19 protein-coding genes and 1 riboswitch are annotated in these 16,292 nt (G+C 74.3%); of the genes, 10 read left to right on the forward strand and 9 right to left on the reverse strand.

Going from position 1 to position 16,292, the window contains the following annotated elements; all coding sequences use genetic code 11:
- Positions 1–113: 113 nt before the first annotated feature.
- The 7 genes from ACZ6AQ_RS25040 to ACZ6AQ_RS25070 form a co-directional block, all read right to left on the reverse strand.
- A complete protein-coding gene (locus ACZ6AQ_RS25040) occupies positions 114–857 on the reverse strand; it encodes an urease accessory protein UreD (RefSeq protein WP_468762645.1) in 744 nt (247 codons plus the stop codon).
- Positions 854–1,531: an urease accessory protein UreG gene (gene ureG, locus ACZ6AQ_RS25045; RefSeq protein WP_468762478.1), complete on the reverse strand. Its 678-nt coding sequence runs from the start codon at positions 1,529–1,531 to the stop codon at positions 854–856. Before ureG ends, ACZ6AQ_RS25040 begins: the two co-directional genes overlap by 4 nt.
- Positions 1,532–1,618: 87 nt before the next feature.
- Complete coding sequence (locus ACZ6AQ_RS25050) at positions 1,619–2,284, reverse strand: urease accessory protein UreF (protein ID WP_468762480.1); 666 nt, start codon at positions 2,282–2,284, stop codon at positions 1,619–1,621.
- Positions 2,284–4,005 carry an urease subunit alpha gene (locus tag ACZ6AQ_RS25055; RefSeq protein WP_468762482.1) on the reverse strand — a complete coding sequence of 574 codons (1,722 nt, stop codon included), beginning with the start codon at positions 4,003–4,005 and terminating at the stop codon, positions 2,284–2,286. The genes ACZ6AQ_RS25050 and ACZ6AQ_RS25055 overlap by 1 nt, the downstream gene beginning before the upstream one ends.
- On the reverse strand, positions 3,998–4,369 hold the full coding sequence (locus ACZ6AQ_RS25060) for an urease subunit beta (RefSeq protein WP_468762484.1): 372 nt from the start codon (positions 4,367–4,369) through the stop codon (positions 3,998–4,000). Before ACZ6AQ_RS25060 ends, ACZ6AQ_RS25055 begins: the two co-directional genes overlap by 8 nt.
- Positions 4,369–4,686, reverse strand: coding sequence for an urease subunit gamma (locus ACZ6AQ_RS25065; protein WP_468762486.1), 318 nt, complete (start codon positions 4,684–4,686; stop codon positions 4,369–4,371). The genes ACZ6AQ_RS25060 and ACZ6AQ_RS25065 overlap by 1 nt, the downstream gene beginning before the upstream one ends.
- A gap of 206 nt (positions 4,687–4,892) precedes the next feature.
- The gene (locus ACZ6AQ_RS25070) at positions 4,893–5,171 is read right to left on the reverse strand and encodes a type II toxin-antitoxin system Phd/YefM family antitoxin (protein ID WP_468762487.1); all 279 of its coding nucleotides are present in this window, start codon (positions 5,169–5,171) and stop codon (positions 4,893–4,895) included.
- 58 nt (positions 5,172–5,229) lie between these two features.
- Between ACZ6AQ_RS25070 and ACZ6AQ_RS25075 the strand changes: the two genes are divergently transcribed.
- From ACZ6AQ_RS25075 to ACZ6AQ_RS25085, 3 genes are all read left to right on the forward strand, one after another.
- The gene (locus tag ACZ6AQ_RS25075; protein ID WP_468762489.1) at positions 5,230–5,853 is read left to right on the forward strand and encodes an ATP-dependent Clp protease proteolytic subunit; all 624 of its coding nucleotides are present in this window, start codon (positions 5,230–5,232) and stop codon (positions 5,851–5,853) included.
- 7 nt (positions 5,854–5,860) lie between these two features.
- Complete coding sequence (locus tag ACZ6AQ_RS25080; RefSeq protein ID WP_468762491.1) at positions 5,861–6,166, forward strand: hypothetical protein; 306 nt, start codon at positions 5,861–5,863, stop codon at positions 6,164–6,166.
- 401 nt (positions 6,167–6,567) lie between these two features.
- Positions 6,568–6,689: riboswitch (cyclic di-AMP (ydaO/yuaA leader) on the forward strand.
- A 3-nt stretch (positions 6,690–6,692) separates the two neighbouring features.
- Positions 6,693–7,169, forward strand: coding sequence for a C40 family peptidase (locus ACZ6AQ_RS25085; protein WP_388692202.1), 477 nt, complete (start codon positions 6,693–6,695; stop codon positions 7,167–7,169).
- A 194-nt stretch (positions 7,170–7,363) separates the two neighbouring features.
- Here the strand turns inward: ACZ6AQ_RS25085 and ACZ6AQ_RS25090 are convergent, their stop codons facing one another.
- Positions 7,364–7,804, reverse strand: a complete 441-nt coding sequence (locus ACZ6AQ_RS25090; RefSeq protein ID WP_388692204.1) for an ATP-binding protein — start codon at positions 7,802–7,804, stop codon at positions 7,364–7,366.
- Positions 7,805–7,992: 188 nt separating this feature from the next.
- Entirely contained in the window at positions 7,993–9,171 is a 1,179-nt protein-coding gene (locus ACZ6AQ_RS25095; RefSeq protein ID WP_468762493.1) for an 8-amino-7-oxononanoate synthase, read from the reverse strand.
- Positions 9,172–9,347: 176 nt separating this feature from the next.
- Between ACZ6AQ_RS25095 and bioB the strand changes: the two genes are divergently transcribed.
- The 7 genes from bioB (at position 9,348) to ACZ6AQ_RS25130 (ending at position 16,273) form a co-directional block, all read left to right on the forward strand.
- Positions 9,348–10,700, forward strand: a complete 1,353-nt coding sequence (gene bioB / locus ACZ6AQ_RS25100) for a biotin synthase BioB (RefSeq protein WP_468762495.1) — start codon at positions 9,348–9,350, stop codon at positions 10,698–10,700.
- Positions 10,693–11,973, forward strand: coding sequence for an adenosylmethionine--8-amino-7-oxononanoate transaminase (locus tag ACZ6AQ_RS25105; RefSeq protein ID WP_468762496.1), 1,281 nt, complete (start codon positions 10,693–10,695; stop codon positions 11,971–11,973). Before bioB ends, ACZ6AQ_RS25105 begins: the two co-directional genes overlap by 8 nt.
- A 22-nt stretch (positions 11,974–11,995) precedes the next feature.
- Positions 11,996–12,712 (forward strand): dethiobiotin synthase, encoded by a 717-nt coding sequence (gene bioD / locus ACZ6AQ_RS25110; RefSeq protein WP_388692212.1) that lies wholly within the window; start codon positions 11,996–11,998, stop codon positions 12,710–12,712.
- A gap of 143 nt (positions 12,713–12,855) precedes the next feature.
- Positions 12,856–13,200, forward strand: coding sequence for a VOC family protein (locus ACZ6AQ_RS25115; protein WP_388692214.1), 345 nt, complete (start codon positions 12,856–12,858; stop codon positions 13,198–13,200).
- Positions 13,201–13,292: 92 nt separating this feature from the next.
- Positions 13,293–13,715, forward strand: coding sequence for a GNAT family N-acetyltransferase (locus ACZ6AQ_RS25120; RefSeq protein ID WP_388692218.1), 423 nt, complete (start codon positions 13,293–13,295; stop codon positions 13,713–13,715).
- Positions 13,716–13,916: 201 nt separating this feature from the next.
- The gene (locus tag ACZ6AQ_RS25125; protein WP_468762498.1) at positions 13,917–15,257 is read left to right on the forward strand and encodes a hemolysin family protein; all 1,341 of its coding nucleotides are present in this window, start codon (positions 13,917–13,919) and stop codon (positions 15,255–15,257) included.
- Complete coding sequence (locus ACZ6AQ_RS25130; protein WP_468762500.1) at positions 15,254–16,273, forward strand: hemolysin family protein; 1,020 nt, start codon at positions 15,254–15,256, stop codon at positions 16,271–16,273. The genes ACZ6AQ_RS25125 and ACZ6AQ_RS25130 overlap by 4 nt, the downstream gene beginning before the upstream one ends.
- The last annotated feature ends 19 nt before the right edge of the window (positions 16,274–16,292 follow it).

The following is a 16,292-nucleotide window of genomic DNA, read 5'->3' on the forward strand; positions in this document are numbered from 1 at the left end:
CCGGGGAATCCTTTCGTCCTCCGTGACCGGAGTGAAAGGGCGAACGTGTGTTTCTTTGCCGAACCAATAACCGGTGAACGCCGTACCGCTGAGCGGTGACCTCCGCAAGCGGGTCAGAACGGGGCGAGTGCGGCCAGGGCGGTGTCGAGGAGGCGGCGCAGCACGAGGGCGTCCGGGGCGAGGGCGGTGACCAGGGCGGCGGGGCCGGCGAGCGGGGTGACGACGGCGTTCTCCCCCAGCAGCCGGGTCTCCACCGGCTCCTCCTCGAACGCGGGATCGACCACGAGGAGTTGTCCGGTGGCCCGGTGGCCGCCGAGGACCGCGCCGCCGTCCCAGCCGCCGGGCGCGCCGGGACCGAAGGACAGCTCCTGGTCGAGCAGGGGGCGGCCGGCGCGGCGGACGGTGAGGCGGGTGGTGAGGGTGCCGGGCGGTTCGCCGTGCCGTCCGAGGACCTGCTCCTCGCGCAGGACGAGCCGGGCGGTGGGGGCGAGCTCGACGGTGGTGCGCGCCCGCAGGCGCGAGCCGGCGGCGGAGACCACCTGTTCGGGCAGCCAGCGGAGCACCCCGCCGTCGGCGACGTCGATCCGGACGTCGTACGTGGCGGCGTCGGCGCCCCGGCCGGGCAGGGCGAGGGTGGCGGCGGCCGAGTCGACCAGGAGCCGGGCCCCGGCCCGTACTGCGGTCTCGATCGCGAGCCGGTCGCCGCCGAGCGGGGCGCTCATCGCCCCGACGACGGTGACCCGGGCGTACGGCTCGGGCGCCCGGGTGCGGCGCAGGGCGAGGGGGCCGTCGCTCACCAGGAGCGGCAGCCCGCCACCGGCCTCGGCGGCGATCCGGGCGGTGGCGCGCAGGCTCACGCGGTCCACGCCGCGAGCCGTGCCCGGACCCAGTCGGCGACGGGACCGACGCCGTTCTCGGCGCGCAGGGAGGTGAAGAGGACGGGCAGGTCGCCGCGCTGCTCCTCGGCGTCGCGGGCCATCCGCTCCAGGTCGGAGCCGACGTACGGGGCGAGGTCGGTCTTGTTGACGACGAGGAGGTCGGCGGTGGTGACGCCGGGGCCGCCCTTGCGGGGGATGTCGTCGCCGCCGGCGACGTCGATGACGAAGACCTGGGCGTCCACGAGCCCCCTGGAGAAGGTGGCGGTGAGGTTGTCGCCGCCGGACTCGACGAGGATGAGGTCGAGCGGGCCCACCGCGTCCTCCAGTTCCTCGACGGCTTCGAGGTTGGCGGAGATGTCGTCGCGGATGGCGGTGTGGGGGCAGGCCCCGGTCTCCACGGCCCGGATGCGCTCGGGCGGCAGGACGGCCTCCCGGAGCAGGAACTCGGCGTCCTCGCGGGTGTAGATGTCGTTGGTGACGACGGCGAGGGAGAGGGTGTCGCGCAGGGCGCGGCAGAGGGCGGCGACGGTGGCGGTCTTGCCGGAGCCGACCGGTCCGCCGAGTCCGACGCGCAGGGCGCGGCGGGTGCCGTCGGAGCGGTGGGCGTCGGCGGAGACGGCGCCGTGGTGGGCGTGGGCGTGATCGAGGTGCACGGGTGCTCCGGGGAGTCGCGGGCGGGCTTCGGGTCGGTTCGGTTCGGTTCGGTTCGTCGGGGCGCGGGGAAGGGGGCCGCCGGGGCCTCAGGAGGCGAAGAGGCGGACCGGCCGGGCCGCGTGCTGTTCGGCGGTGAGGTCGAGCAGGGGCGCGGAGGCGGCGGGCAGGGCGTCCACGCCTTCCCCGGCCGCGGCCGCCGCCCGTTCGGCCACCCGGTCCGTCTCGGGGGCGAGGCGGGCGAGGACGGCGGTGGCCCGGTAGGGGTCGAGGCCGAGGAGGCGCACGACGGCGGTGGCGGGACCGCCGATCGCCTCGTACGCGGCGCAGTGGGCCGCGTCCAGCGGGTCGAGTCCGGCGGCGCGGGCGGCGGCGCCGAGGACGACGGGCTGGTGGGCGCCGCGCGGGAAGGCGGCCGCGAGCGCGTCGAGCCCGGGGTCCGGCCAGGTGGCGCGGGCGGCCCGCATCATCTGCCGGCCGAGCCTGCGGGCGGCGGCGCGCAGGGCGGGCGAGGGGGTGCGGGCGTCGGCCGCCGCGTCGAGCGCGTACGGGTCGAGTCCGTAGGCGGCTCCGGCGGCGAGTCCGGCGGAGGTGAGGCCCGTGGTGTGCAGGCGCCCCCGGCAGAACGCCTCCAGGTCGTCGGCGTCCTTGATCCGGCCGGCCCCGACGGCGGCCTCGGCGCCGCCGGAGTGGGCGTGCCCGCCGGCGGGGAACCGCCCGTCGGCGAGCACCAGGAGAGCCGATCGCGTCGCCATCAGAAGAGGAAGTAACGCTGGGCCATGGGCAGTTCGGCGGCGGGGGCGGGTTCGACCGCCTCGCCGTCGATGGTCACCGTGAAGGTGTCCGCGTCGACCTCGACCCGGGGCAGCGCGTCGTTCTCGCGCATGTCGGCCTTGGTGACCCGCCGGGTGTTCCCGATGGCGGTGAACTCCTTGTCCACGCCCAGGCGTCGCGGCAGGCCGTCCTCGATCGCCGCCTCCGCGACGAAGTTGAACGATCCGGCCGCCGCCGCCCTGCCGAGCGCGCCGAACATCGGGCGCGGCAGGACCGGCTGGGGCGTGGGGATGGAGGCGTTGGCATCGCCCATCTGCGCGTACGCGATCTGACCGCCCTTGACGACGACGAGCGGCTTGACGCCGAAGAAGGCGGGCTCCCAGAGCACCAGGTCCGCGAGCTTCCCGGGCTCGACGGAGCCGACGAGGTGGTCCATGCCCTGGGCGACGGCCGGGTTGATCGTGTACTTGGCGACGTACCGGCGGGCCCGGTGGTTGTCGGCGCGCCCGTCGCCGGGCAGGGCGCCGCGCCGCTTCTTCATGACGTGGGCGGTCTGCCAGGTCCGCATGATCACCTCGCCGACGCGGCCCATGGCCTGGGAGTCGGAGGAGATGATCGAGATCGCGCCGAGGTCGTGCAGGACGTCCTCGGCCGCGATGGTGGAGGGCCGGATGCGGGACTCCGCGAAGGCGAGGTCCTCGGGGACGGCCGGGTTGAGGTGGTGGCAGACCATCAGCATGTCGAGGTGTTCCTCGACGGTGTTGACGGTGTGCGGCCGGGTCGGGTTGGTGGAGCTGGGCAGGACGTGCGGCTCGGAGACGACGGTGATGATGTCGGGGGCGTGCCCGCCGCCGGCTCCCTCGGTGTGGTACGCGTGGATCGTGCGGCCGGCGACGGCGGCGAGGGTGTCGCCGACGAAGCCCGCCTCGTTGAGGGTGTCGGTGTGGATGGCGAGCTGGGCGCCGGTCTCCTCGCACACGTCCAGGCAGGCGTCGATGACGGCGGGGGTGGCGCCCCAGTCCTCGTGGATCTTGAAGCCCAGGGCGCCGCCGCGCAGCTGGGAGCGCATCGCCTCCCGGGACATGGTGTTGCCCTTGCCGAGCAGGCCGATGTTGACGGGGAAGGTGTCCAGCGCCTCGAACATCCGGGCCATGTGCCAGGGGCCGGGCGTGATCGTGGTCGCCTTGGTGCCCTCGGCCGGGCCGGTGCCGCCGCCCACCAGGGTGGTGACGCCGGTGGCGAGGGCCTGTTCGACGACGGTCGGCGAGATGAAGTGGACGTGGGTGTCGACGGCTCCGGCGGTGACGAGGCGGCCGTTGCCGACGATGATCTCGGTCTCGGGGCCGATGACGAGGTCGGGGTGGACGCCGTCCATGGTGTCGGGGTTGCCGGCCTTGCCGAGGGCGGTGATCCGCCCGTCCCGGATGCCGATGTCCGCCTTGACGACCCCCCAGTGGTCGATGACCACGGCGCCGGTGATCACGGTGTCCGGGGCGCCCTCGGCGCGGGTGGTGCGGGACTGGCCCATGGACTCGCGGACGACCTTGCCGCCGCCGAAGACGGCTTCCTCGCCCGCGCGGCCGGGGCCGCCGCAGCGGTCCTCCTCGACCTCCACGAAGAGGTCGGTGTCGGCGAGCCGGACGCGGTCGCCGGTGGTGGGGCCGAACAGGTCGGCGTGGACGGCGCGGTGCAGCTCAGGCACGGGGGTCTCCGTCCGCGTCGGCGGGGGCGGCGGGGCCCGCGGGGGTGCCGGGGTCCGGGTCGAGGGGCCCCGCGGTCTCGCCGCGCAGGCCGGGCACGACGCGGCGGCCTGCGATCGGGACGAGTTCGACCTCGACGGGGACGCCCGGTTCGAAGCGGACGGCGGTCCCGGCGGCGATGTGCAGCCGCAGCCCGTGCGCGGCGGCACGGTCGAACTTCAGGCCGGGGTTGACCTCGGCGAAGTGGTAGTGGGAGCCGACCTGGACGGGCCGGTCGGCGGCGTTGAGCACGGTGAGGCGGGTGACCGGGCGCCCCTCGTTGAGGACGACGGGGTCCTCCGCGTACAGGATCTCTCCGGGAATCATCAGCGGCGTCCCGTCCGGGCGATGGGGTCGTGGACGGTGACGAGCTTGGTGCCGTCCGGGAAGGTGGCCTCGACCTGGACGTCGTGGATCATCTCGGGGACGCCCTCCATGACGTCCTCCCGGGTGAGCACCTCGCGGCCGGAGGCCATCAGCTCGGCCACGGTCCGGCCGTCGCGGGCGCCCTCCAGGATGTGGGAGGTCAGCAGGGCGACGGCCTCCGGATGGTTGAGCCGTACGCCCCGGGCCCGGCGCTTCTCGGCCACGTCGGCCGCCACATGGATGAGCAGGCGCTCCTGCTCGTGCGGGCTCAGCTGCACTCTTCCCCCTCGCGGTCGTCGCCCGGGACGGGACCCGGACAGCTGCGGACCTTACCGACCGTCAACACTCTGTTGAACTGCTCGGGCGTGGCGGGCGGCGAGACATTGCACGTTAGGGCGGAAGTTTTTCCGGCTCGTTAACCCCGGCTTTGCGTTCTCATGATCATCCGATCGGCGATGCCCCCGGGGCCTCCCTCCGGCGCCCCTCAGGGAGTGCCGGGCTCGCGGTGGCGGGCGGCGAGGCCGAAGTGCCCCTGTTCGCCGGGAGCGGACTGGACGGAGTGGAAGCCGGAGACGGAGCGGATCACCGGCTCCTCGCCCGGCCGCGCCTCCGCTTCGAGTACGTCCAGGTCGGCGGCGGAGACCAGGGCCACGAGGGGCTTGCCGTGACGGGTGACGACGACGCGTTCGCCGCCGTACACGACGCGGTTGATGAGGTCCGCGAGCTCAGCCCGCGCTTGCGTCACCGGGATCTCGTAGGTCATGCTCCCCATCTTACGGTCTGTACATCCTGTACATTTTTTACCGATGGAGGCACACGTCATGGACGCTCGTCATGTCCTGCCGGAGTTCACGGAGCGGACCGCCTTCGGGACCCGGACCCTCGATCCGTACACGAAGCTGCTGGAGTCCCGGATCGTCTTCCTCGGCACCCGGGTGGACGAGATCTCGTCCAACGACGTGATCTCCCAGCTCCTCCACCTGGAGTACGCGGCGCCCGACCAGGACATCGCCCTCTACATCAACTCGCCCGGCGGCTCCGTCAGCGCCATGACCGCGATCCACGACACGATCCGGACGCTCGCCTGCGACGTGGCGACGACCTGCCTGGGCCAGGCCGCCTCCACCGCCGCCGTGCTGCTCGCCGCCGGCACGCCGGGCAAGCGGGCGATGCTCCCCGGCGCCCGGGTCACGCTGCGGCAGCCCTCCCTGGACGAGCCCCTGCGGGGACAGCCGAGCGACCTCGACATCCAGGCCCGCGAACTGCTCCGCCGGCGCGCCCTCATGGCCGGGATGCTCACCGAGCACACCGGACGGAGCAGGGAGCGGATCGACGCCGACCTCGAACGCCTCACGGTCCTGGACGCACCGGCCGCGATCGAGTACGGGCTGGTGGACCACGTGATCACGACCCGGCGCGCCGCCACCGGCGCCACGGCGCGGTGAGCAGCCCGTGCCCCCCGAACCGCCGCCGCTGCCGGCCCTGACGCGGGCCGAGGGCGACCTGGTCGACGCCTACCTCGCGGCCGCCGATCTCCTGGGAAGGATCAATCCGTCCCGGAGCGCGCACACCTACGGGGCCCTGCGGGCGGCCCAGGCACTGGTGAGGCAGGCCGAGGCGCTGCGCGCGGCCCTGACGCTCATGCACACGCGGGGCGAGAGCGAGGTCCACGCGGAGACCCTGGCGCGCGCCCTCCGCGCGCTGGACGGAGAGCGCCGGACCGGCCGGGTCACGCTTCCCCGGACACGGACGAATTGACATTCCGGCATGTCGTGTCGAGGGCCGGACGGCCGACGGCGACCGCGGAACCGCTCCTCCGTTCGGTGGAGACGGCAAGCGGGCGCACGGCGGGGGCGAGTTGCGCGCCGACGGTACACATCTGGCGGAATCGGACGTTCCGTTGCCTGATGCGGGGGCCGTGGGCCAAACCTCCGAGGACCACGAAAGTGCCCTGTCCACCCGAATGGTTCAGTCGTGAGGAGCCTCACAAATAGTCGCTTCCACTCGGATTTCGACCATGAAGTGGGGCAAGATCCCTGCCGACGACAAGCCCCCGCCATCCGAGGCGGGGCGGTCCGGGCGGACGCCGAGTCCTGCCGCCGTCCCGGACGTCTGGTCGACAGGATTGGACCGGCAGGAGTGGAGGACCCGAGCAGTACGGGCCGTACCCGCTGTTTCCGCAGCGGAGCCGGCCCTCGGGGTGAAGCCGCGACCGCGGCCGGGCATCTTCGCCTGCCCGAACCCGACAGGTCATCCTTCACAGGCGGCTGACGAAGGGTTGCGCATGACTGCGCAGATGCACGTCCCGTCCCTGCTGTCCCGGGCCGGAGCCGTCTCGGCTCTCACCCTCGCCGCCGTCGGCGGCACACTGCTCGCACCGGGAGCGACGCCGGAGGCACAGGCGACGACCTCGTACGCGAACAAGGCGCTGAGCATCGCCGCCTCCAAGAAGGGGGCTCCCTACCGGTACGGGGCCGCAGGCCCCTCCCGGTTCGACTGCTCCGGTCTGACGCTCTACGCCTACAAGAAGGCGGGCAAGTCGCTGCCCCGCACCGCGCAGCAGCAGTACAACAAGACCCGGCACGTCTCCGCCTCCGGCCGGCAGAAGGGCGACCTCGTCTTCTTCCACTCCGGCGGACGGGTCTACCACGTGGGCATCTACGCCGGGAACGGCCGGATCTGGCACTCGCCCAAGACCGGCTCCTGGGTGAAGCTCGACAAGATCTGGTCGTCGAAGGTCCTCTACGGACGCGTCCGGTGACCCCGCCCGGGCGCTGAGCGGACGCGGGCCCGGGCGCCGGACGGACGCGGGCCCGGGCGCCGAGCGCCGGGCGGACCCGGGAGACGGCGCCGGAGGAACGGTGGCGCCACCGCCCCCGTTCCCACCGCCCCCTCCCCCGCCGCGCCCCGCTCCGTACGGGACCCGGTCCGCGCCCGCCCGCGCGGGGCGTTCCGTCACAGGCTCGCCACCGGGGCGGCCACCGTCCACGGCAGGGTGATCCGGACCGTCTTGCCGCCCGTCGCCGTCGGGGTCACGGTGAGGCGCCCCCCGGCCTCCGCGGCCAGGGAGCGGATGATGACCAGGCCCCGGCCGTTGTCCTGCTGGACCGCGGCGGGCAGCCGCCGGGGCAGGCGCGGATGGCTGTCCGTGACGCCGATGTGGAGCCGTTCCTCACGCTCCAGACAGAGGTCCACCGTGAAGGTGGGCGACTGGCCGAAGGTGTGCACGACGGCGTTGGTGGCCAGCTCCGAGACGATCAGCCGGACCGCGTCCGCGCGGTCGGCGGCGTCGTCCAGACCCCACCCCGCGAGCACCTCCGTGACGTACCGCCGGGCCGTGGAGACCGAAGCGGGTTCGCTCGGCAGCGTGACGGATGCTTCCTGATGGTCTGCCATGACGACGCTGTCCCTTTCCCGCCGGGGCCGGTGCCCCGGATTGCGCTTCGCGCCAGATTCCCACCGATGGTGCCGCGCCGGGAGGCGTTCCCCCGGGGCAAGGGCGCATCTGTCGCCCGAAGCGGTGAACTCCGGCCTTCCCGAACGCCCTTGGGCGCCCCCGGCCGGAAAGCCGCTTCCCCGGCGCGTCAGACGGCGGGCGCGGTCCGCAGGACCGTCTCCACCGCGCGCCCGATCTGCGCGTCCGTCAGGTCGGCGCGCGCCGTGAGGCGCAGGCGCGAGACGCCGTCGGGCACGGACGGGGGCCGGAAGCAGCCGACCCCCAGCCCCTGTTCCCGGCAGTCCGCCGCCCAGCGCAGCGCCGCCTCCGGGGAGGGCGCGCGGACCGACACCACGGCCGCGTCGGGCCGCGTCACGGACAGGCCGGCACCGCTGAGCAGTTCGTACAGGGCGGTGGCGACGGTACGGACCCGCCCGGCGAGCCCCGGTTCGGCCTCGATCAGCCGCAGGCTCGCGAGCGCGGCGCCCGTGGCGGCCGGGGCGAGACCGGTGTCGAAGATGAAGGTGCGGGCCGCGTTCACCAGGTGCTCGATCACCCGGGCCGGGCCGAGGACGGCGCCGCCCTGGCTGCCCAGGGACTTGGAGAGGGTCAGGGTGGCCACCACGTCCTCCGCCCCCGCGAGCCCGGCCTCGTGGAGGGCGCCCCGGCCGCCGTCGCCGAGGACCCCGAAGCCGTGGGCGTCGTCCACCACCAGGCCGGCGCCGTGCGCGCGGCAGGCGGCGGCGAGTGCGGGCAGCGGGGCCCGGTCGCCGTCCACGGAGAAGACGGAGTCGCTGACGACGAGGGCCCGGCGCCCCGGGTGCGCCTCCAGGGTCTTGCGCGCGGCCTCGGGGTCGGCGTGCGGGACGACGGCGGTCTCGGCGCGCGCCAGACGGCAGCCGTCCACGATCGAGGCGTGGTTGGAGGCGTCCGAGACGATCAGGGCGTCCCGGCCGGTGAGCGCGGTGAGCGCGGCGAGGTTGGCGGTGTAGCCGGAGGAGAAGACGAGGGCCGCCTCGAAGCCGCAGAAGCCGGCCAGTTCGCGCTCCAGGCGGGTGTGCAGCCGGGTGGTGCCGGTGACGAGCCGGGAGCCGGTGGAGCCGGCGCCCCAGCGGCGGGCCGCGTCGGCCGCCGCCCCGGTGACCTCGGGCCTGCGGGTGAGACCGAGGTAGTCGTTGCCCGCCAGGTCGAGGAGGTCCGACGCGGCGGCCCGGGGGCGCAGCGTGCGGACCAGACCGGCCTCGGACCGGCGGCGCGCCTCGGTGTCGGTCCAGTCGAACGCGGTGCGGCGCGGGACCTCGGTCCGCGCGTCGTCGGCCTGTGGCATGGGGCGTTCCTCCGGCGGCGCCCCCGGTCGGCCGGCCGGCGCCTTTTGTAGGCAGCGCACAGACCCTAGCCGCAGGGCGGCACGGTCGTGGTGTGGTCATCCACACACCACGATCGGGGGCGATTGTTCGGTTCCTCCTTGGCCCAGAGGCGGGCGGTAGGCCAGGATCAGCGGTTATGGACCTGCTGAACACGCTGGTGGAGAAGGGGTTGCGGCGCGAGCCGCCGACCCGTGAAGAAGCGCTCGCCGTCCTGGCGACCTCCGACGACGAACTGCTCGATGTGGTGGCGGCGGCCGGCAAGGTGCGCCGTCAGTGGTTCGGGCGGCGGGTGAAGCTCAACTACCTGGTCAACCTGAAGTCCGGTCTGTGCCCCGAGGACTGCTCGTACTGTTCGCAGCGGCTCGGCTCCAAGGCCGAGATCCTCAAGTACACCTGGCTGAAGCCGGACGAGGCGTCCCGGGCCGCCGCGGCGGGCGTCGCGGGCGGCGCCAAGCGGGTGTGCCTGGTGGCGAGCGGGCGCGGCCCGACGGACCGGGACGTGGAGCGGGTCGGCAGGACCATCGAGGCCATCAAGGAGGAGAACGAGGGCGTCGAGGTGTGCGCCTGCCTCGGTCTGCTCTCGGACGGCCAGGCGGAGCGGCTGCGGGAGGCCGGGGCCGACGCCTACAACCACAACCTGAACACGTCCGAGGCGACGTACGGGGGGATCACCAGGACCCACACGTACGCGGACCGGGTGGACACCGTGCGCAAGGCGCACGCCGCCGGGCTCTCGGCCTGCTCGGGTCTGATCGCGGGCATGGGCGAGGCCGACGAGGACCTGGTCGACGTCGTGTACGCGCTGCGGGAGCTGGGCTCGGACTCGGTGCCGGTCAACTTCCTCATCCCGTTCGAGGGCACCCCGCTCGCCAAGGAGTGGAACCTGACGCCGCAGCGCTGTCTGCGCATCCTGGCGATGGTCCGGTTCGTCTGCCCCGACGTCGAGGTGCGGATCGCCGGCGGGCGCGAGGTGCACCTGCGCACGCTGCAGCCGCTCGCGCTGCACATCGCGAACTCGATCTTCCTGGGCGACTACCTGACCAGCGAGGGCCAGGCCGGGCAGGCCGACCTGGAGATGATCGCGGACGCGGGCTTCGAGGTGGAGGGCGCGGGCACGCCGACGCTGCCGGCCCACCGCGCGGACGCGCTCGCGGCGGCCGGCGGCTGCGGCTCGGGCGCGGAGGCCGGTGGCGGCTGCGGTTCGGGCGCCCCGGCGGAGGACGCGGGCGGCTGCGGCTCGCACGGGGGCGGCGGCTGCGGTCCGTGCGGCGGACACGACGCCCCGTTCCCGGAGACCGCGGAGACCGCGGAGACCGCGGAGACCGCGGAGACCGCGGAGACCGCGGAGACCGCGGAGACCGCGGAGACCGCGGAGACCGCGGAGGCCGCGGAGGCCCCGGCGGACGGGACCGCGCCGGGCGGTGCCCGGACCGATCTGGTGGCGGTGCGCCGCCGGGGAGCCGGGACGGACCTCGCCCCGAATGCGTAACGACGAACTCCTCGCCCTGGACCGGGCGCACGTCTGGCACCCGTACGGCCCCATGCCGGGCCGTACGGACCCACCGGTCGTCGCGTCCGCGTCCGGGGTGCGCCTCCGGCTCGCCGAACCCGTCGAGGGGCAGGACGAGTTGGTGGACGGCATGTCCTCGTGGTGGGCGGCGGTCCACGGCTACAACCACCCCGTGCTCAACGAGGCGGTGCGCGGTCAGCTCGACCGGATGAGCCACGTCATGTTCGGCGGGCTCACCCACGAGCCGGGCGTCCGGCTCGCGAGCCGGCTGGTGGAGATCACCCCCGGGCCGCTGCGGCACGTCTTCCTCAGCGACTCGGGGTCCGTCGCCGTCGAGGTGGCGGTCAAGATGTGCCTCCAGTACTGGCGTTCGCTGGGCCGTCCGGAGAAACGACGCCTCTTCACCTGGCGCGGCGGCTACCACGGGGACACCTGGCAGCCGATGTCGGTGTGCGACCCCGAGGGCGGGATGCACGAGCTGTGGTCGGGGGTCCTCCAGCCGCAGGTGTTCACGGACGCCCCGCCGGCCGCGTACGAGGAGTCGTACGCGGAACTGCTGCGGACCGGGATCGGGCGGCACGCGCACGAGCTGGCCGCGGTGATCGTGGAGCCGGTGGTGCAGGGCGCGGGCGGGATGCGCTTCCACGACCCGGCGTACCTGCGGGTGCTGCGCGAGGCGTGCGACGCGCACGGCGTGCTGCTGGTGTTCGACGAGATCGCGACCGGTTTCGGGCGGACGGGCACGCTGTTCGCGGCCGACGCGGCCGGGGTCTCCCCCGACGTGATGTGCGTGGGCAAGGCGCTGACGGGCGGTTACCTGTCGATGGCCGCCACGCTCTGCACGAGCCGGGTCGCCGACGGGATCTCGCGGGGCGAGGTGCCGGTCCTGGCGCACGGGCCCACCTTCATGGGCAATCCGCTGGCGTCGGCGGTGGCCCTGGCCTCGATCGACCTGCTGCTCTCGCGGGACTGGAAGGCCGAGGTCGAGCGGATCGAGGCCGGGCTGCGCGACGGACTGGCCCCGGCCGCCGGCCTGCCGGGCGTGCGCGACGTGCGGGTGCTCGGCGCGATCGGGGTCGTCCAGCTCGACCACGAGGTGGACATGGCGGCGGCGACGCGCGCGGCGGTCCGGGAGGGCGTGTGGCTGCGCCCGTTCCGGGACCTGGTCTACACGATGCCGCCGTACGTGACCGGTGACGAGGACCTGGCCCGGATCTGCGCGGCGGTACGGGCCGCCGCCGCGGCGGGCTGAGAAGAAGGAAGAGGAGCGGACCGTGGGAATCGTCGTCGTCAGCGGTACGGGGACCGAGATCGGCAAGACGGTCGTGACCGCGGCCGTGGCCGCCGTCGCGACCGCCGCCGGGCGTTCGGTCGCCGTCCTGAAGCCCGCGCAGACGGGGATCGGGCCGGACGAGCGGGGCGACGCGGACGAGGTCGTACGGCTCTCGGGCGCGGCGGCCTCGGCCGAACTGGGCCGCTTCCCGGAGCCGCTGGCCCCCGGCACGGCCGCCCGGCGGGCCGGACTCGCGCCGGTCGGGCCCGGGGAGGTCGCCGAGGCCGCCAGGAAGCTGGCCGCCGGGCACGACCTGGTCCTCGTGGAGGGGGCGGGCGGGCTGCTCGTCCGCTTCGACGAGGAGGGCGGCACCCTCGCGGACGCGGCGGCGCTGCTCGGCGCGCCGGTCCTGGTGGTGGCCCCGGCCGGGCTCGGGACGCTCAACTCGACGGCCCTGACCGCCGAAGCGCTGCGGACACGCGGCATCCGGCACCTGGGCGTGGTGATCGGCAGCTGGCCCGCCGCGCCGGACCTCGCGGCGCGCTGCAACCTGGCCGACCTGCCGGAAGCGGCGGGCGCGCCGCTGCTCGGAGCCGTGCCGGAGGGGTCCGGGGCCCTCGCCCCGGCGGAGTTCCGCCGGGCGGCGGAAGGCTGGCTGGGACCCGCCCTGGGAGGAACGTGGGACGCGACGGCGTTCGCGGCGGCGGCCGGGGGCTGAGCGGGGCGGGGCCGTACGGGCGGGAGCGGGGCCGCGCGGGCGGGTCCCGGCCGTGCCGGCGGGGCGTCCGCGCCCGTACGGCCGGACGGGACCGCGGTCCGTGTCGCAGGGCGGTGGCGGCGCCGGTTCCCTAGGGTGGACCCATGCGTGCCCACGTACAGGAGATCGTCTTCGACTGCGCCGATCCGGCGGCCCTCGTCCGCTTCTGGGCCGGGCTCCTCGGCGGGACCCCGGTCGACCGGAGCGGCGACTGGTCCTTCGTGGACCCGCCGGGCTCCGCCCGCCTCGCCTTCCAGCGGGTGCCGGAGGGCAAGGCGGTGAAGAACCGGGTGCACCTCGACCTGAGGGTGGAGGAACCGGTGCGGGCCGCCGAGGAGGCGCTGCCCCTGGGCGCGGTCCGCGTCGGCGATCCGGTCACCGACGCGCAGGGCACCTTCCAGGTGATGCGGGACCCGGAGGGGAACGAGTTCTGTTTCGTGTCGGACTGACCCGTGCGCCGGGGGTGGCGCGCCGGTGAGGCCCCGTCCCGTCCCGTGGAATCCCCTGGCGGGGCCGAGCGGCCCCGTGATGGGATCCGGCCATGATCGATCTGCGGATACGCGCCGCCACCGTCACCGAGGCCGGGGCCGTTCTGGCCTTCTGGCGGGAGTCGGCCGAGGGGACCTCCGTCTCGGACGACCTGCCGGGCGTGACCCGGCTCGTGGAGCACGACCCCGGAGCGCTCCTCCTCGCGCTGGAGGGAGAACGGATCGTGGGCTCCGTGATCGCGGGCTGGGACGGCTGGCGCGCCTCCCTCTACCGGCTCGCCGTCCTGCCCTCGCACCGCCGCCGGGGCGTCTCCACCGCGCTTCTGCGGGCGGCGGAGGAACGGTTCGCCTCACTCGGTGGACGGCGGGCGGACGCGATGGTCCTGGAGGCGAACGGAACGGGACGGATGCTCTGGGCGTCGGCCGGGTACGAGCGCCAGGAGCAGTGGCGCCGCTGGGTGAAACCGCTCGGTTGACGAGGACCGGGGGCGACCACCACCGCACTTTGCCTTTCCTTTACCATGGTGTCCCGTTCCTTCGATCGAAAGGTGTGAGCGTCCGCCCATGGGCGAGCCCCCCAGTAGCACTGATCCCCACCGTTTCCCCCGTTCCGGTCCCGCCGACCGACGTCGAGCGGACCTTCCCCCCTTGGCCGATCATGGGACGGAGGTGAACCGATGACCGAAGTGCTTCTGCTCCTCCTCGCGCTCCTCCTCTCCCTCGCGTGCGGCGCCTTCGTCGCGGCCGAGTTCTCGCTGACCACGGTCGAGCGCGGCGAACTCGAAGCCGCGGCGAAGCGCGGCGAACGCGGCGCGGCGGGCGCGCTCAAGGCCGTCAGGTCGCTGACGTTCCAGCTCTCCGGCGCCCAGCTGGGCATCACCGTCACCAATCTGGTGGTCGGCATGCTCGCCGAGCCGTCGGTCGCCAAGCTGATCCGGGGTCCGGTCGAGGCCCTCGGCCTCTCCCGTTCGGTGGCCTCCTCGGTGGCCCTGGTCCTGGGCACCGCGCTGTCCACCGTCGTCCTGATGGTGGTCGGCGAGCTGGTTCCCAAGAACTGGGCCATCTCCTCGCCGCTCGCCGTGGCGAAGGTGGTGGCCACCCCCCAGCGCGTGTTCACGGCCGCCTTCAGGCCGCTGATCGGCCACCTCAACAACACCGCCAACCGCATCCTGCGCCGGCTCGGCATGGAGCCGACCGAGGAGCTGGCCTCCGCGCGTTCCCCGCAGGAGCTGATGGCGCTGGCGCGGCACTCCGCGAAGGCGGGGGCCCTGGAGGCGGACACGGCCGAGCTGTTCGTCCGCACCCTCAACCTGGCGGAGCTGACCGCCGAGAACGTGATGACGCCCCGCGTGCAGGTCACCGCCCTGGAGGCGGGGGCCACCGTCGAGGACGTGGCCAACGCGACCCGCGCGACCGGCCTGTCCCGCTTCCCCGTCTACCGGGGCAGCCTCGACGCGGTCGTCGGCATCGCCCACATCAAGGACGTGCTCGCGATACCGGTCGCGGAGAGGCCGCGCCGCCGGGTCGTCGAGTTGCTGCGCGAGCCGCTGCTCGTCCCCGAGACGCTGACCGTGGACAGGCTGCTCGACCGGCTGTCGGGGAAGCAGACGATGGCGGTCGTCATCGACGAGTACGGCGGCACGGCCGGTGTCGTCACCCTGGAGGACATCGTCGAGGAGGTCGTCGGCGAGGTGCGCGACGAGCACGACCCGCACGAGACGCCGGACCTGGCGCCGGCCGGTGAGGACGCGGACGGGCGCGCGCTCTGGTCGGCCGACGGCGCGGCCCGCACCGACCAGCTCGGGACGATCGGCCTCAAGGTGCCCGACGGGCCGTACGAGACGCTCGCGGGCGTCGTCGCCCACGAGCTGGGCCGCATCCCCGCCGTCGGTGACGGCGTGGAGCTGGCCGGCTGGCGGCTCGACGTGGTGGACGCCTCGGGCCGGCGCGCGGCCCGCGTACTGCTGCACGCCCCCGTGCCCACCGCCGGGGACGAGTCCGGGGAGGCCGGCCGATGATCGTGATCCAGCTGTTGGTCGGTCTGCTCACCCTGGTCGTCAACGCCTTCTTCGTCGGCGCCGAGTTCGCCCTGATCTCGGTCCGCCGCAGTCAGATCGAACCCCTCGCGGACGCCGGGAACCGGCGCGCGCGCAGCGTCATCTGGGGGCTGGAGCACGTCTCCGCGATGCTCGCGGCGGCGCAGCTCGGCATCACCCTGTGCACGCTGGTCCTCGGCATCGTCGCGGAACCGGCCATCGCGCACCTGCTCGAACCGGTCTTCGACGCGGTCGGCGTCCCGCACGGCCTGGTGCACCCGATCTCGTTCGTGATCGCCCTGTCGGTCGCGACGTATCTGCACATGCTGCTCGGCGAGATGGTGCCGAAGAACATCGCGCTCTCCGAGCCCTCGCGCTCCGCGCTGCTCCTCGGACCGCCCCTGGTGACGCTGGCGCGGGCGCTGCGGCCGGTGATCTTCGCGATCAACGCCTTCGCGAACGCCCTGCTCAAGCTGTTGCGGGTGGACGTCAGGGACGAGGTGTCCGCGACCTTCTCGGACGACCAGCTGGCCCGGATGGTCACCGACGCGGGCGACGCCGGACTCCTGGACGACCGGGCCGCCGAGCGGCTGCACGACGCCCTGGAACTGGGCCGCCGTCCCGTACGGGACGTGGTGATGCCCTCGGAGAAGGTGGTGTACGCGCGGATCGGCACCACCCCCGAGGAGCTGGAGGCCCTGTCCGCCCGGACCGGTTTCTCCCGCTTCCCGGTGGTCGACGAGGAGCGGCGCATCCTGGGCTACCTGCACGTCAAGGACGCCCTGGACGCCACGCCGCGCGACCTGCCGTTCCCTGCGGCGGCGCTGCGGCCGATCGCCCGGGTCCGGGCGGCGACCCCGCTGGACGACGCCCTGACCGCGATGCGCCGCAGCAGGACGCACCTGGCGGCGGTCCTGGACGAGGACGGCGGACCGGCCGGCCTCGTGGCGATGGAGGACGTCCTGCGCGAGCTGGTGGGACGCCCGGCGGCGCCGTAGCCGGCCGGCGGAAGAGGAC

The sequence above is a fragment of the Streptomyces sp. NPDC041191 genome, assembly GCF_055591945.1.